13 protein-coding genes and 1 pseudogene are annotated in these 14,252 nt (G+C 69.9%); 6 read left to right on the forward strand and 8 right to left on the reverse strand.

Going from position 1 to position 14,252, the window contains the following annotated elements:
• From AB0N14_RS35130 to AB0N14_RS35150, 5 genes and pseudogenes are all read left to right on the forward strand, one after another.
• On the forward strand, positions 1-501 hold a 501-nt coding region (locus AB0N14_RS35130), incomplete at its 5' end, for a transposase (RefSeq protein ID WP_366029755.1).
• A 170-nt stretch (positions 502-671) separates the two neighbouring features.
• Positions 672-878 (forward strand): annotated as a pseudogene (locus AB0N14_RS35135) (alkaline phosphatase PhoX); the annotation flags it as partial.
• A 513-nt stretch (positions 879-1,391) separates the two neighbouring features.
• Positions 1,392-2,978, forward strand: coding sequence for a TROVE domain-containing protein (locus AB0N14_RS35140; protein WP_366029756.1), 1,587 nt, complete (start codon positions 1,392-1,394; stop codon positions 2,976-2,978).
• A 106-nt stretch (positions 2,979-3,084) separates the two neighbouring features.
• Positions 3,085-3,756, forward strand: a complete 672-nt coding sequence (locus tag AB0N14_RS35145) for a GntR family transcriptional regulator (protein WP_366029757.1) — start codon at positions 3,085-3,087, stop codon at positions 3,754-3,756.
• 14 nt (positions 3,757-3,770) lie between these two features.
• Entirely contained in the window at positions 3,771-4,787 is a 1,017-nt protein-coding gene (locus AB0N14_RS35150) for a 1-aminocyclopropane-1-carboxylate deaminase (protein WP_366029758.1), read from the forward strand.
• A 4-nt stretch (positions 4,788-4,791) separates the two neighbouring features.
• On the opposite strand, the gene AB0N14_RS35155 is transcribed toward AB0N14_RS35150, so the two are convergent.
• A complete protein-coding gene (locus AB0N14_RS35155; protein ID WP_366029760.1) occupies positions 4,792-5,259 on the reverse strand; it encodes a nuclear transport factor 2 family protein in 468 nt (155 codons plus the stop codon).
• Positions 5,260-5,368: 109 nt separating this feature from the next.
• Here AB0N14_RS35155 and AB0N14_RS35160 point away from each other — a divergent pair, with 109 nt between their 5' ends.
• Complete coding sequence (locus AB0N14_RS35160) at positions 5,369-5,935, forward strand: helix-turn-helix domain-containing protein (protein WP_366029761.1); 567 nt, start codon at positions 5,369-5,371, stop codon at positions 5,933-5,935.
• 72 nt (positions 5,936-6,007) lie between these two features.
• Here the strand turns inward: AB0N14_RS35160 and AB0N14_RS35165 are convergent, their stop codons facing one another.
• The 7 genes from AB0N14_RS35165 to AB0N14_RS35195 form a co-directional block, all read right to left on the reverse strand.
• Positions 6,008-7,171 (reverse strand): TerD family protein, encoded by a 1,164-nt coding sequence (locus tag AB0N14_RS35165; RefSeq protein WP_366029762.1) that lies wholly within the window; start codon positions 7,169-7,171, stop codon positions 6,008-6,010.
• A 680-nt stretch (positions 7,172-7,851) separates the two neighbouring features.
• Positions 7,852-8,841, reverse strand: a complete 990-nt coding sequence (locus AB0N14_RS35170) for a zinc-dependent alcohol dehydrogenase family protein (protein ID WP_366029763.1) — start codon at positions 8,839-8,841, stop codon at positions 7,852-7,854.
• Positions 8,838-9,701 carry a carbohydrate ABC transporter permease gene (locus AB0N14_RS35175; RefSeq protein WP_366029764.1) on the reverse strand — a complete coding sequence of 288 codons (864 nt, stop codon included), beginning with the start codon at positions 9,699-9,701 and terminating at the stop codon, positions 8,838-8,840. The genes AB0N14_RS35170 and AB0N14_RS35175 overlap by 4 nt, the downstream gene beginning before the upstream one ends.
• Positions 9,698-10,636, reverse strand: coding sequence for a sugar ABC transporter permease (locus AB0N14_RS35180; RefSeq protein ID WP_366029765.1), 939 nt, complete (start codon positions 10,634-10,636; stop codon positions 9,698-9,700). Before AB0N14_RS35180 ends, AB0N14_RS35175 begins: the two co-directional genes overlap by 4 nt.
• Positions 10,633-12,012, reverse strand: a complete 1,380-nt coding sequence (locus AB0N14_RS35185) for a sugar ABC transporter substrate-binding protein (protein WP_366029766.1) — start codon at positions 12,010-12,012, stop codon at positions 10,633-10,635. Before AB0N14_RS35185 ends, AB0N14_RS35180 begins: the two co-directional genes overlap by 4 nt.
• A gap of 75 nt (positions 12,013-12,087) precedes the next feature.
• Positions 12,088-12,858, reverse strand: a complete 771-nt coding sequence (locus tag AB0N14_RS35190) for a DeoR/GlpR family DNA-binding transcription regulator (protein WP_366029767.1) — start codon at positions 12,856-12,858, stop codon at positions 12,088-12,090.
• 292 nt (positions 12,859-13,150) lie between these two features.
• Entirely contained in the window at positions 13,151-13,975 is an 825-nt protein-coding gene (locus AB0N14_RS35195; RefSeq protein ID WP_366029768.1) for an NAD(P)-dependent oxidoreductase, read from the reverse strand.
• Positions 13,976-14,252 lie beyond the last annotated feature (277 nt).

Below are 14,252 nucleotides of genomic sequence, written 5' to 3' on the forward strand. Positions count from 1 at the left end.
ATCGTGCGCCGGGTCAAGCCCTCGCGGCGGGATGCGAAGAAGCTGACGGCCTTCGAGAAGCGCACCGGCTGGCGCTACCAGATCATCGCCACCAATATCCCCGCCCATCATGGGCTTTCCAGAGTGCCCGGCTCCGGGCAGGTGTGGTTCGTCGACGCCCTCTACCGTGATCACGCCGAGGTCGAGGACCGCGTGAAAGCGATCAAGCGGATCGGTCTCGGGCTGCTGCCGTCGAAGTCCTGGCAGCTGAATGCCGCCTGGGTGCTGGCCGCCACGATCGCCGCCGACCTCGACGCATGGACCCGGCTCCTCCTCCTGCACGACGAGCCGGAACTCGCCGCCGCGGAGCCGGAGACGATCCGGATGAAGCTGTACCACCTGCCCGCCCGGCTCACCGCCCACGCCCGCAAACGCACCCTGCACCTCGACCGCACCTGGCCCTGGGCGGCAGCGTTCACCACGGCCTGGCAGCGGGCCACCCAGCTTCCGACGCGCACCTGACAGTCGGCCACCACACCGACGACACCGGAGAGGAGAGCACCGCACCACCATCGGCCCGTGGAAGCCGACGCCCCCGCAGCGCATGCGATGACCTGTCCCCACACGGCGAGGGACATATCGGGCACCCAGCCGTTCACGGCGACGACGTCAGACCACAGACGAATCGAGGCCAACACCTCTTCGGCGCCACCGACAGCGGCCGCACGTACCCCATCGCCCGCAACGAACTGAACATCGGCACCGAGGACGAGCCGGAGTACAGCGAATTCACCGGCGTCACCTTCTCGCCCGACGGCAGGACCCTGTACGCCAACATCCAGGAGCCCGGCATCATGCTGGCCATCACGGGGCCCTGGAAGCGGCAGAAGCGCGACTGAACGCCGCACACTCCCGGCGGCAATTAATTCGTTCGCCCGGCCCGCGGTACGCCTCCTAGAGTGATGCACGTCCAGGTGCGAAGGCAGGACCTACTTCCACTGATAATGGGGCGGCCGCGGGTTCGAGTCCCGCCACCGGTACCGCGAGCCGGTGTAGCTCAGGGGTTAGAGCACCTTGTCGGTTCCGCCGACCTCGATCTCTGGACACCACAACTTCACGCACCTCCCGGTGCGCGGGCTGCGGCTACTTCTTCTCTGCAAAGAATCCGATGCCGCCGCCGACTTGATCTCGGGAGGCGCAGCACATGGTGGGTGCCCGGTGCGCAGGCAGCGGATACTTCAGGGACCTGGTCAAGGAATTGGTGCGGGTTCGAATCCCGTCATCGGCTCCGGGCCGATGTGGCGGAACTGGAAGACGCGCCAGGTGATAGTCCCGTCGCCGATCCCTGATCTCGGACACCCTCCTTTCGCTGCGCCTCCCTCCGAACGGAAAAGAATTCGGGGGAATTCACCATGGCGCGATTCAACACCAGAACCGCCCGCGCGCAGCCCACCTCGCGCGTCACCTCCACCGGCCGCGTGCTCCGCACGTACGAGGGCGGCCGTGGCCGAGAGCGCGACGTGCGCTCCGAACTCTTTCTGCTCGCGATCTCGAACTTCGCCTCGCAGCAGACCTTCTACGAGTCCGGCGCCGACCGCGACGACCGGTTCGCGAAGCTCGTGCGCGAACTCGCCGTCGCCGACTCGTCCTGGACGGCCGGCCTGCTCGGCTGGCTGCGCGGCGAGGGCAACCTGCGGACGGCCTCGATCGTGGGCGCCGCCGAGTACGTGAAGGCGCGGCTCGACGCGGGAGCCACCGACGGCCCGTCGAACCGCCAGGTCGTGAACTCCGTCCTCCAGCGCCCCGACGAGCCCGGCGAGCTGCTCGCCTACTGGACCGCCATGTACGGCCGCGCCGTCCCCAAGCCGGTCAAGCGCGGCATCGCCGACGCCGTGCGACGCCTCTACACGGGCAAGGCGCTGCTGAAGTACGACACCACCTCGAAGGGCTACCGCTTCGGCGACATCCTCAACCTGGTGCACGCCGCGCCGGACCCCGGCAAGCGGTGGCAGGGCGACCTGTTCCAGTACGCGCTGGACCGCCGGCACAACCCGGATGCCGCCGTGCCGCCCGTCTCGATCCCCGTGCTCGGCGCGCGCCGTGCGCTGATGGCGCTGCCGGTCGCCGAGCGCCGGGCGGTCGTCACGGCTCCCGGCGGCGTCGAGCGGCTCTCCGCCGCAGGCATCACCTGGGAGGCGCTGGCGGGCTGGCTGCAGGGCCCGATGGACAAGGCGGCCTGGGAGGCCGTGATCCCGTCGATGGGCCAGATGGCGCTGGTGAGGAACCTGAGGAACTTCGACGAGGCCGGTGTGTCCGACGAGGTGGCGGCCCAGGTCGCCGCGCGCCTCAGCGACCCGGCGGAGGTCAAGCGCTCGCGGCAGTTCCCCCTCCGATACCTCGCCGCCTACCAGCACGCGCCGTCGCTGCGCTGGTCGTACCCGCTGGAGCAGGCGCTCGGCCACTCGCTGGCCAACGTGCCCGCGCTGCCCGGCCGCACGCTGGTGCTCGTGGACCGATCGATTTCGATGTTCTACTCCCGGCTGTCGGACCGCTCCGAGCTGAACCGAGCCGACGCGGCGGCGATCTTCGGTACGGCGCTCGCGCTGCGGGCGGCGGAGGCGGACCTCGTCGAGTTCGGCACGACCAGCAAGCGGCTGACCTTCCGCGAGGGCGAGTCGGTGCTGAAGATCCTCGGCCGCTTCGGCGACCTGGGGGGTACCGACACCACGAGCGCGATCCGCGCGCATTACCGGGGGCAGGACCGGGTGCTGATCGTCACCGACGAGCAGTACGGCCACAACCGGCACGGCGACCCGACCCAGCAGGTCCCGGCGCACATCCCGGTCTACACCTGGAACCTGGCCGGATACCGGGTGGGTCACGGCCCGTCCGGGACGGGCGACAGGCACACCTTCGGCGGCCTGTCGGACGCGGCCTTCCGGATGGTGCCGCTGCTGGAAGCCGCCCGGAACGCCGACTGGCCGTGGGTAGCGGTCTGACCGCCGCTCGATGAGCATGGTCGCTCGATGAGCATGGCCCGCACCTTCACGAGGGTGCGGGCCACACCCTTGTTCCTCCCACCGTTGATATCTAACATTTCAATCCGTGGAGGCCCTTCGACCCGTGCCCCGCACGTTGCTGCGGGAGCGTGCCTATGAATCCATCCGGGACGCCATCGTGGCCGGGGACATCGAACCCGGTGCGGTGGTGCGCGACACCGAGCTCGCCGAGCGGCTCGGGCTGTCGCGGGCGCCCGTGCGGGAGGCTTTCTCGCGGCTCGTGGACGAGGGGCTGCTGGAGAGCAAGCCGCAGAGTTACACGCGGGTGACCCCGGTCGTCGCCGACGACGTACGGGACGCGGCGGCCGTCGTGGGCGCCATGCACGAGCTGGCCACGCGGGTCGCCGTGCCCCGGTTGCGGGCAGCGGACGTGGCGGAGATGCGCGCGGCCAACGAGCGGTTCGCGGGTGCCGTACACGCCCGAGACGTGGACGCCGCCCTGCGCGCCGACGACGAGCTGCACGACGTGCTGGTCCGGGTCTGCGGCAATCGAGCGGCCGCCGCCACCATCGCCCGCTACATGCCGCTCATCCGGCGCCTGGAGCGTCGGCGCTTCGGCGAGGGTGGCACCTGCCGCTCCGCCGGGCTGCACGAGCGGCTCATCGAGGTCTGTGCGGACGGTGACGTGGGCGGGGCGGTTCGCGTCACCGCGGAGATCTGGCGCACTCTCGCAGACCTGGCCGACGAACCCGACCGAACCGACGAAGAGGCCCGCTGAACCCGGGAGGTCCCATGTCCCTGTCCACGTACGAGCGTTGTCCCCTGCTCTTCGGGCCCTCCCCGATCCACCCGCTTCAGCGGCTCACCGCCCGCCTCGGCGGTGCCTCCCTGTGGGCCAAGCGGGAGGACTGCAACTCCGGCATCGCGTACGGCGGGAACAAGACCCGAAAGCTGGAGTACCTCGTCGCCGACGCGCTCGCACAGGGCTGCGACACGCTGGTCTCGATCGGCGGGGTGCAGTCCAACCACACCCGGCAGGTCGCCGCGGTCGCCGCCCGCGTCGGACTCAAGTGCGTGCTGGTCCAGGAGAGTTGGGTGGACTGGCCCGACTCCGTGTACGACAAGGTCGGCAACATCCTCGTCAGCCGGCTCGCCGGTGCCGACGTACGGCTGGTCAGGGCCGGGTTCGGGATCGGCTTCAAGGAGAGCTGGGAGCAGGCGCTGCGGGAGGTCGAGGAGGCGGGCGGCAAGCCGTACGCCATCCCGGCCGGTGCCTCCGACCACCCGCTCGGCGGCCTCGGCTTCGCGAACTGGGCGTACGAGGTCGCCGAGCAGGAGCGGGAGTCGGACCTCTTCTTCGACACCGTGATCGTGTGTTCCGTGACCGGCTCCACCCAGGCCGGCATGATCGCCGGGTTCCGCGCGCTGGAGGAAGCGGGTGGGCGTCCGCGCCGTGTGATCGGCATCGACGCGTCCGCGGAGCCCACCCGCACACGGGAGCAGATCACCCGGATCGCCCGCGCCACCGGACAGCTCATCGGTGTGGAGACGGAGTTGACGGAGGCGGACGTCGAGCTGGACGAGCGGTACCACGCGGGCACCTACGGCATCCCGGACGAAAGGACGCTGGAGGCGATGCGGCTCGCCGCACGCACGGAGGGGATGGTCACCGATCCCGTCTACGAGGGGAAGTCGATGGCCGGGCTCGTCGACCTCGTCTCGCGCCGGGAGATCGGCCGGGACTCCACCGTCCTCTATGCCCACCTGGGCGGACAACCCGCGCTGAACGCGTACAGCGCGCTCTTCTAGCCCGTCATCCAGCCTGATGGCCGCTGAGCATGGCGGCCACGGCAGGCAGTCGGCCCATCGCGTGGGCCACTGCGAGGCCGTCCATGTAGTCGCGCACGTGCACGATCAAGCCGTTCCGGACCCGCATCACCAGCAGGCCCGGGAAGGCGAACGGCTCACCGGTGGTGGCCACGGTCCCGGTCACGATCTGCTCGACGGTGATCACCTCGGGGTCGGTGGACTCGTGCACGGCCACCTCACGGATCTGCTGCGGCTGCGCCGGGCTTGCGCCCCAGGCGGCCCTGTACCCCGCGCGTACCTCTTCGCGTCCCTGATACCGCGCCGGCATGCCCGGGAAGAGGAACGGAAACTCGTGGACGGCATCGACCGAGTACAGGTCGGCCAGGTCGTCCGCCGACTTGTCGACCATGGCTCGTCGGTAGCGGGCGAGAACGTCTCGGGGGCCGAGGGCGGCCGGGGCAGCGGGGGGCATACGGTGGGACTCCGTTCACTGGGCCGAGGCTGAGGTAACCGGGGACTGTCTCCGGTTCAAATGCCGGATAAAATACGGAGAGAGCCCCCGGTTCGCAAGGAGTATCTGGATGGCGCAGGTCAGGCCCATGCGAGCGGACGCACGGCGCAACTACGAGCGGTTGCTGAAGGTGGCGGCCGAGGCTTTCGCCGAGCATGGCGAGAACGCGTCGCTCGACGACATCGCGAAGCGGGCGGGGGTCGGGTCGGGCACGCTGTACCGGCACTTCCCGAACCGTCAGGCGCTGCTGGAGGCCGCGTACGTCGACCGGATCGAGGCGATCGCGACCCGGGCCGACGAGATCGCGAAGGGGCTTCCGCCGGGCGAGGCGCTGGTGGAGTGGTTGCACGAGCTGTGCGTCGGGACGATCCAGGTGCGCGGGATGAAGGCCCTGCTGGGCTCGGCCGTCACGGACGGCAGCTCCGCCGCGGTCACGGCCTGCGGCACCTCGATGAAGGAGGCGGCGTCACGACTGGTGGAGGCGGCGCAGCGGGAGGGGACCCTACGGGCCGACATCGAGCCGATCGAGGTGCTTCGGCTGGCCCACGGCATCGCCATCGCCTCGGAACTGGCGAACGGTCATGGCGCCTACATCCGCCGCTACCTGTCGCTGCTGACGGAGGGGTTGCGGCCGTAGGCCCTCGGCTGCCGCACCCGCGGGCGCCCCGCCGTAGGGCACCCGCGAGTGTGGTGGCTGCCGTACGACCGGCTACAACGCCTCGGCCGCCGGCTTGACCATGTTCCGTACCGTGCGGGCCTTGACGAAGTCGCCCATCGCGGTCATGTCCCACTCGCCGGAGAACTGGCGGACGAGCTTGGCCATCATCACGCCCGTCTGCGGCTCCGCACTCGTGAGGTCGAAACGCACCAGCTCCTGGTCGGTGGCGGCGTCCACGAGGCGGCAGTACGCCTTGGCGACCTGCGTGAACTTCTGGCCGGAGAACGAGTTCACGGTGAAGACCAGGCCCGTGACCTCCTGGGGCAGGCGCCCGAGGTCGACGGCGATGACCTCGTCGTCGCCTCCGCCCTCGCCGGTGAGGTTGTCCCCGGAGTGCTTGATCGCGCCGTTGAGGATGGTCAGCTTGCCGAAGTAGCAGCTGTCGATGTGGTTGCGCTGCGGGCCGTACGCGATGACGGACGCGTCCAGGTCGATGTCCTTGCCGTGGAAGGCGGGCTCCCAGCCGAGGCCCATCCTGACCTGGGAGAGCAGCGGGCGGCCGCCCTTGACGAGAGACACCGTCTGGTTCTTCTGGAGGCTGACGCGGCCCTTGTCGAGGTTGATCTTTCCGGCGCCGGGGACCGGGGTGGGCGGTGCCGGCGGAGCGACGGGCGCCGGGGGAATGGTCTGCGGCGGGGCGACGGGCTGTGGGGGCGCGGCCGGTTCCTCCACCGTGACGCCGAAGTCGGTCGCGATGCCCGCGAGCCCGTTGGCGTAGCCCTGCCCTACGGCACGCGCCTTCCACACGCCGCCCCGCACATAGATCTCCACGACCACCAGCGCGGTCTCGGTGCCGAGCTGCGGCGGCGTGAAGGTCGCCAGGACGCTGTTGTCGTCCGCGTTGCGGAGGGTGGCCGTCGGCTCGATGCCCTGGAAGGTCTGGCCGGCGGCGTCCGGGCTCGCGGTGACGACGATCTTCTCGATGCCCGGGGGGAGGGAGGCGGTGTCGACCATGATCGAGTCGGGATTCGCGCCACCGCCGGAGCGGTAGGTGACACCCGGGCCCATCGGCTGGTTGTAGAAGATGAAGTCGTCGTCGGAGCGCACCTTGCCGTCGGCGGTGAGCAGCAGGGCGGACACGTCGAGCCGCACCGGGGCGGCGACGTCGACGGTCACGCGGGGGACGCCGAGGGCGAGGTTCGAGCCGGGGGTCATAGCTGTCATGCCAGGGGTAACGAGCGAGGTCGCTTTACCGTTCCCTTACCCGATGCACCTCCGCACGGTCCTCGCCCCCGCCGCCCCTACCCGTCCCACCTCCAGGGGCTCCGCCCCTTCAACCCCACCAGGGGCTCCGCCCCTGGGGCCCCGGCGGGGACTGCGTTCCCTGCACCTCGCTGGGGCTCCGCCCCTTCGACCCCGCGGGGACTGCGTCCCCTGCACCCCGCTGGGGCTCCGCCCCTGGGGCCCCGGCGGGGACTGCGTTCCCTGCACCTCGCTGGGGCTCCGCCCCTTCGACCCCGCGGGGATTGCGTCCCCTGCACCCCGCTGGGGCTCCGCCTCTTCAACCCCGCGGGGACTGCGTCCCCTGCACCCCGCGGGGGCTGCGCCCCTGCACCCCTCGCGGGGCTCCGCCCCTGCACACCGCCAGGGGCTTCGCCCCGGATCCCGTTCGGGGGCCGGACCGCGGGCCGCCGCTCCTCAAACGCCGGAGGGGCTGCTGTGTCAGCGCCGGTGAGGATGACTCAGCCCGTCTGGGGGTCCCCCCTGCTCGAAGAGCTTGGGGGAGTTCGAGGACGAGGCCGTAAGGCCGACAGCGGGGGGTCCGGGGGCGCAGCGCCCAGGGACGGGAAGGGTAGGGGCGGCGGGGGCGGGAACCATCCACGCGGCACCACCCCCTACGGCACCACCACGATCTTCCGCCCCACCCCCGCCGCGAACTGCTCCAGCGCCTGCGGATACCGCTCCAGAGGCAGGCGGTCGCTGATGAACACCTCGGGGTTCAGCACCCCGTTCGCGAACAGCTCCGCCGCCCGTTCGAAGCTGTGCAGCACCGCCATCGAACCCGTGATCGTGAGTTCCTGGTTGTAGATCCGGTACGGGTCGATCGTGACCCGCGTCGCATAGTCGGCCACCCCGAACTGCAGGAACGTCCCCGCCTTCGCCACCCGCTCCAGGCCGTCCTGGATCGCCGCCGCGTTGCCCGTGGCGTCCACCACCACGTCCCAGCCCTGCGGTCGGTCCAGTTCGTCCGCGTTCGCCGCCGAGCCCGAGACACCCAGCCGCCGTGCCGTCTCCAGTCGCACCGGGTTGACGTCCACCACGTCCACGCTCGCCGCGCCCGTCCGCTTGGCCAGCTCCAGCATCATCAGGCCCATCGTGCCCGAGCCGTAGATCAGGACGTGGGCGCCGAGACGGGACTGCAGGACGTCGTAGCCGCGCACCGCGCACGACAGCGGCTCCACCAACGCCGCGTCCTGGGTGCGGACATGATCCGGGAGCTTCACGCAGTTCGCCACCGGCGCCACCGCGTACTGCGCGGCCCCGCCTGCGGTGGTCACCCCGATCGCCGCCCACCGTTCGCACAGGTTGTTGTGGCCCGTACGGCAGTGCCGGCACTCGTAGCAGTACAGGGACGGGTCCACGGCGACCCTGTCGCCGACCGCCAGCTCCGTGACCTGCGTACCCACCCCCACGACCTCGCCCGCGAACTCGTGCCCGGGCACGATCGGCAGCTTGGGCGCGAACTCGCCCTGGAGGATGTGCAGGTCGGTGCCGCACAGTCCGCAGGCCGCGACCTCGACGACGACCTCGCGCGGTCCGGGCGTCGGGTCCGGGAGCTCGGAGACGACGGCGCGGCCCACGGACTCGATGACGGCGGCCTTCATTTCACGGCTCCCAACGACAGGCCCTGGACCAGTTTGTCCTGGGCGGCGAACCCCGCGGCGAGCACCGGCAGGGAGATGACGAGCGACGCGGCGCACACCTTCGCCAGGAACAGGCCCTGGCTGGTGATGAAGCCGGTCAGGAAGACGGGGGCCGTCTCGGCCACCACGCCGGTGAGCACCCGGGCGAAGAGCAGCTCGTTCCAGCTGAAGATGAAGCAGATCAGAGCGGTCGCGGCGATGCCGGGCAGCGCGATGGGGGCCACCACGCGCGCGAGGACCGTCGGCAGCCGGGCGCCGTCGATCTGCGCCGCCTCGATCACCGCCACCGGGACCTCGGCCAGGAACGACTGCATCATCCACACCGCGATCGGCAGGTTCATGGACGTGTAGAGGATGACGAGCAGCCAGATGTTGTCGAGCATCCCGGTGTTCTTCGCGAACAGGTAGATCGGCAGCAGGCCCGCCACCACCGGCAGCATCTTGGTGGACAGGAAGAAGAACAGGACGTCCGTCCACTTCTTCACCCGGCGGATCGACAGCGCGTACGCCGCCGGGAGCGCCAGCAGGAGCACGCACAGGGTCGAGACCACCGACGCCATGGTCGAGTTGATCAACGCCGGCCAGGGGCTCGCGCCGCCGCCCGCGCCGAAGAAGTCCCGGTAGCTGTCCAGGGTCAGGGCCGCCCCGAAGGACGGCGGGTTCGTCGCGGCGTCCGCCTCCGAGTGGAACGACGTCAGGGCCATCCAGGCGATGGGCAGGAAGAACAGCAGGCCGACCAGCCAGGCCAGCAGGCCGAGGCCCGCTCCGCGGCGGCGGCTGCCGCTGCGTACGGTCGCGGTGCGTACGGCGGCGGTGCTCATGCGCGGGACACCTCCTCGCGGAACAGGGACGACACGACGCGCAGGGCGAAGGTGGCGATGACGATGGATCCGATGACGACCAGGACGCCGGCGGCGGAGGCCAGGCCGTTCTCGTGGGCCTGGTAGAAACTCTGGTAGACGGTGTAGGGGAGGTTCGCGGTGCCGAGGCCGCCCGAGGTGAGCGTGAAGACCGCGTCGAAGTTCTGGACGATGTAGATCGAGCCCAGCAGGGCTCCCAACTCCAGATACCGACGCAGGTGCGGCAGCGTGAGGTGGCGGAATATCTGCCGGTCGCTCGCGCCGTCGACCCGCGCGGCCTCGATCTGCTCGTGGTCGCGGCTCTGCAGTCCCGCCAGCAGGATCAGCATCATGAACGGCGTCCACTGCCAGATCAGCGAGGCCTCGACCGCCAGCAGCGGGGTGTCGGAGATCCAGTCTGGCTGGGGTCCGCCCACATAGTGCAACAACCCATTGAGCAGGCCGTATTCAGGGTTGTAGAGAACGTGTTTCCAGAGCAGTGCGGCCGCCACCGGCACCACCAGGAACGGGGCGATCAGCATCGTGCGAACCACGCCGCGGCCCCGGAACTTCCGGTTGAGCAGCAACGCCATGCCAAGGCCCAGGACCAGGCTGACCAGAACCACCGTGACCGTCAGCAGGACCGTCGTCCACACCGAGTGGCGCAGGTCCGGGTCGGTGAGGACCTCGCGGTAGTTGTCGACGCCCGTGAAGTGGCGGTCCTTCGGATAGAGCGCGTTCCAGTCGAAGAACGAGATCACCAGCGTGGCCACGAACGGCAGCTGGGTCACCACGATCATGAAGACCAGGGCGGGCAGCAGAGGCGCTCGGGTGGCCCACGCTCGCATACGGTTCGGCGGCCGGGTCGCCGGCCGCGCAGCGGCGGCGGCGACCCGGGCGGAGGTGGTGATGGTCATGATCCCTCGTACCTCTTGGCGACAGCCTCGGCGAGCGCTTGCGACTTCTTCAGCGCGCTGTCCACGGACTCCCGGCCCGCTATGGCGGAGCTGATCTCCTGGGAGACCTTGGTGCCCAGATCGGTGAACTCGGGAATGTCGACGAACTGGATGCCGGGCGCGGGGCGGGGCTGCACACCCGGGTCGTTCGGCTTGGCACTGGCTATGGCGTCGCGGGTGACGTCCGCGAAGGCGGCCGCCTCCTTGCGGTACTCCGGGATGTCATAGGTCGACGAACGCTTGCCGGCCGGCACGTTGGCCCAACCCGCCTTCTCGCCCACGAGCTTCTCGTAGTCCTTGCCGGACGCCCACGAGATGAACTTCCAGGCGTCGCCGGCGTTCTTGGACGCCTTCTGGATGCCCCACGCCCAGGTGTAGAGCCAGCCGGAGCTGTCGGTCTTCTCGACCGGAGCCGGGACGTAGCCGATCTTGCCCTTGACCGGGGAACCGGCGGCCTCCAGCGAACCCGCGCCGGACGTGGCGTCGTACCACATCGCCGTTTTGCCCTGCGTCATGTCGTTCAGGCACTCGGCGAAGCCGGACTGTGCCGCGCCGGACTCGCCGTGCTTGCGGACCAGGTCCACGTAGAACTGCGTGGCCTGCTTGAACTCCGGGGAGTCCAGCTGTGCCTTCCAGTCCTTGTCGAACCAGGTGCCTCCGAAGGTGTTGACGACGGTGGTCAGCGGAGCCATCACCTCGCCCCAGCCGGGCAGCCCGCGCAGACAGATGCCCTTCATGCCGGGCTCGCCGCCGTCCGCCTTGGCGGCCAGGTCGGCGACCTGCTGCCAGGTGGGCTTGGCCGGCATGGTCAGGCCCTTCTTCTGAAAGACGTCCTTGCGGTACATCAGGAAGGAGGATTCGCCGTAGAAGGGCTCGCCGTAAAGCTTGCCGTCCGCGGCGGTGAGGGCCTGCCGCATCGGGGCGAGGATGTCCTGCTGGTCGAAGGTGCTGTCGCTCTTGACGTACGAGTCGAGCGCGTGGAGCCAGCCGTTCTTGGCGTAGATCGGGATCTCGTAGTTGCTGAGCGTGGCGACGTCGTACTGGCCCGCCTGGTTGGCGAAGTCCTGACTGATCTTGTCGCGGACGTCGTTCTCCGGCAGCACGGTGAAGTTCACCTTGATCCCGGTCTTCTTCGTGAAGTTGTCGGCGGTGAGCTTCTGCAACTCCACCATCTGCGGGTTGTTCACCATCAGGACGTTGATGGCGTGGGCGGATCCGCCACCCACGCCGCCTGCCCCGCCGGCGCCTGAGCAGCCGACGAGCAGGGGAGTGATCAGCGTTCCTACGGCGGCCACGGCAAACAGGGCGCGGGGTGTTCTGCGGCTCTGGGTTCGCATGGGGTACTCCTGAACGAATGGGGAGAAAGGGGCGCGCACGGGCGTGAGTGTGCCCTGGGGGACTGTGCTGGTTTTTCAGACGCGGATGACCTGCGGGCCCTGTAGTGAGTAGCGGTGGGCTTCGGAGGCGGGCAGCAGCGTGCTGGTGACGACGGTCTCCAGCTCGCCGATCTCCGCGAACCGGCAGAAGCTGACCGCCCCGAACTTGGTGTGCACCCCCGCGAACACCGTGCGCCGGGAGGCGCGGATCGCCTGTGCCTTGACCTCGCTGACCGCGGGGTCGGGGGTGGTCAGTCCGTGTTCGCGGGAGATGCCGTTGGCGCCGATGTACGCCAGGTCGATGACGAAACCGGCCAGCATCTTCGTCGTCCAGTGGTCGACGGTGGCGAGCGTGCCGTGCCGCACCCGGCCGCCCAGCAGCAGGACGGTGGTGTTCTCGGCCTCCGCGAGCGCGCCCGCGGTGGCCAGGGACGCGGTGACCACGGTCAGCGGCCGGTCCCGGGGCAGCGCCTCGGCGATGAGCTGGGGGGTGAACCCCTCGTCGACGAAGACCGTCTCGGCGTCCCCGAGCAGCTCGGCCGCGGCGGCTGCGATCCGGCGCTTCTCGGGTACGTGGCTGGTGGCGCGGAAGGCGAGGGTCGTCTCGAAACCGGCGCTCTCCACGGGGTAGGCCCCGCCGTGGGTGCGGCGGACCAGGCCGTGGTCCTCCAGGGCGCGCAGATCGCGTCGTACGGTCTCCTTCGCCACGCCCAGCTCCACGGCGAGCGTGGTGACGTCGACCGAGCCCGTGCGGCGGGCGGCTTTGACGATCTCGCGCTGGCGTTCCTCCGCGGTCCTGTCCGTCATCGCCGACACCTGTCTTTCGTGCTCTTGCGCTCGTTCGCCTCCGGGGCACCCGAACCGGTGGTGCCCGTTCGGGCCCGGCAGGGCTCATGGGGGAAGTTCTACAGCGGGTGCGCGGCGGTGACCAGGCCTGTTGCGTGCCCGTGTGTGCCCGACCCTGCCCGCTTGGCTGGATGTGTGCCCGCGTCGGACCTGGGGCGGAACGGGGTGTCGGGTGAGATCGGGCAGCTTCCGTGCCCGAAAAGCGGCGCGGGCGGGCCCGTTCGGTGCCCGCCCGCCCTTGGAGTCGGTCGTCTCAGTACGGCCAGATGGGCGGGTCCGTGACGAAGTGGCCGCCCAGGTGCGCGTGCGCCGGGTTGTCCGGGTCCAGCTCGCCCTGCTCGGCGATGAGCTTCTCGGCGTACGGCTCGGAGTCGTCCTGCGGCTCGTAGCCGAGGCCCCGCGCGGTGGCCAGGTCCCACCACAGGCGGGTGTTGGCCGAGGAGCCGTAGACGACGGTGTGTCCGACGTCCTCGGCGGTCAGGGCCGCGTGGAAGAGGCGGGCGCCGTCCTCGGGGCTCATCCAGACGGAGAGCATGCGGACGCTGGTGGGTTCGGGGAAGCAGGAGCCGATGCGCACCGACACGGTCTCCAGGCCGTGCTTGTCCCAGTAGAACTGGGCCAGGTCCTCGCCGAAGGACTTGGACAGTCCGTAGAAGGTGTCGGGGCGGCGCGGGGTGTCGATCGGGATCAGCACGCTTGATTCGAGAGGTGTGTCGCCCCGGGGGCGCGGGGTGAAGCCGACCGCGTGGTTGGAGGAGGCGAACACGATCCGGCGTACTCCCTCCTCGCGCGCCGCCTCGTACACGTTGTACGTGCCCTCGATGTTCGCCTTCAGGATCTTCTCGAACGTGGATTCCAGAGAGATGCCCGCCAGGTGGATGATCGCGTCGACGCCCCGCACGGCCTCTCGCACGGCGTCCTTGTCCGCGAGATCCGCGGCGATCGCGTCCGGTTCGCCCTCGATCGGCCGCAGGTCGAGGAGGCGCAGCTCGTAGCCGTACTGGGGCAGCAGTCCCCGCATCAGGGTGCCGAGTCCGCCGGCGGCGCCGGTGAGCAGAACGGTGCGGGGAGCGGGCATCCTCGGTCTCCTTGAGATCAACGGCCGCATTCGTGCACAGGATTCACATTCATGGACACGCTAGGGAGCGTCGGCCCGGCCCGTCAAGTGTGGCGCGGAATTGTGGAATCCACCCCTGACTTGCCTGATTGCGCGCTTGACCCGCCCTGAGGTGGCCCCATAGCGTGGATTCGTTCAGAAATATGGACGCGGATCAGAAACGTGCACCTGTCCGGGGTTGTGGTCCACTCGGGAACGCGCGTCGGTCCGCGTAGGAGCGCCTGTTCAAGGGAGAGCC

This window comes from Streptomyces sp. NPDC051104, from assembly GCF_040682835.1.
GTDB classification, from domain to species: domain Bacteria; phylum Actinomycetota; class Actinomycetes; order Streptomycetales; family Streptomycetaceae; genus Streptomyces; species Streptomyces cynarae.

Bases quoted from the DNA above. Each gene is read 5' to 3' on its own strand.
- AB0N14_RS35140 (WP_366029756.1), top strand. From the start codon at position 1,392: ATGGCGCGATTCAACACCAGAACCGCCCGCGCGCAGCCCACCTCGCGC.
- AB0N14_RS35150 (WP_366029758.1), top strand. From the start codon at position 3,771: ATGTCCCTGTCCACGTACGAGCGTTGTCCCCTGCTCTTCGGGCCCTCC.
- AB0N14_RS35155 (WP_366029760.1), bottom strand. From the start codon at position 5,259: ATGCCCCCCGCTGCCCCGGCCGCCCTCGGCCCCCGAGACGTTCTCGCC.
- AB0N14_RS35160 (WP_366029761.1), top strand. From the start codon at position 5,369: ATGGCGCAGGTCAGGCCCATGCGAGCGGACGCACGGCGCAACTACGAG.
- AB0N14_RS35165 (WP_366029762.1), bottom strand. From the start codon at position 7,171: ATGACCCCCGGCTCGAACCTCGCCCTCGGCGTCCCCCGCGTGACCGTC.
- AB0N14_RS35170 (WP_366029763.1), bottom strand. From the start codon at position 8,841: ATGAAGGCCGCCGTCATCGAGTCCGTGGGCCGCGCCGTCGTCTCCGAG.
- AB0N14_RS35175 (WP_366029764.1), bottom strand. From the start codon at position 9,701: ATGAGCACCGCCGCCGTACGCACCGCGACCGTACGCAGCGGCAGCCGC.
- AB0N14_RS35180 (WP_366029765.1), bottom strand. From the start codon at position 10,636: ATGACCATCACCACCTCCGCCCGGGTCGCCGCCGCCGCTGCGCGGCCG.
- AB0N14_RS35185 (WP_366029766.1), bottom strand. From the start codon at position 12,012: ATGCGAACCCAGAGCCGCAGAACACCCCGCGCCCTGTTTGCCGTGGCC.
- AB0N14_RS35190 (WP_366029767.1), bottom strand. From the start codon at position 12,858: ATGACGGACAGGACCGCGGAGGAACGCCAGCGCGAGATCGTCAAAGCC.
- AB0N14_RS35195 (WP_366029768.1), bottom strand. From the start codon at position 13,975: ATGCCCGCTCCCCGCACCGTTCTGCTCACCGGCGCCGCCGGCGGACTC.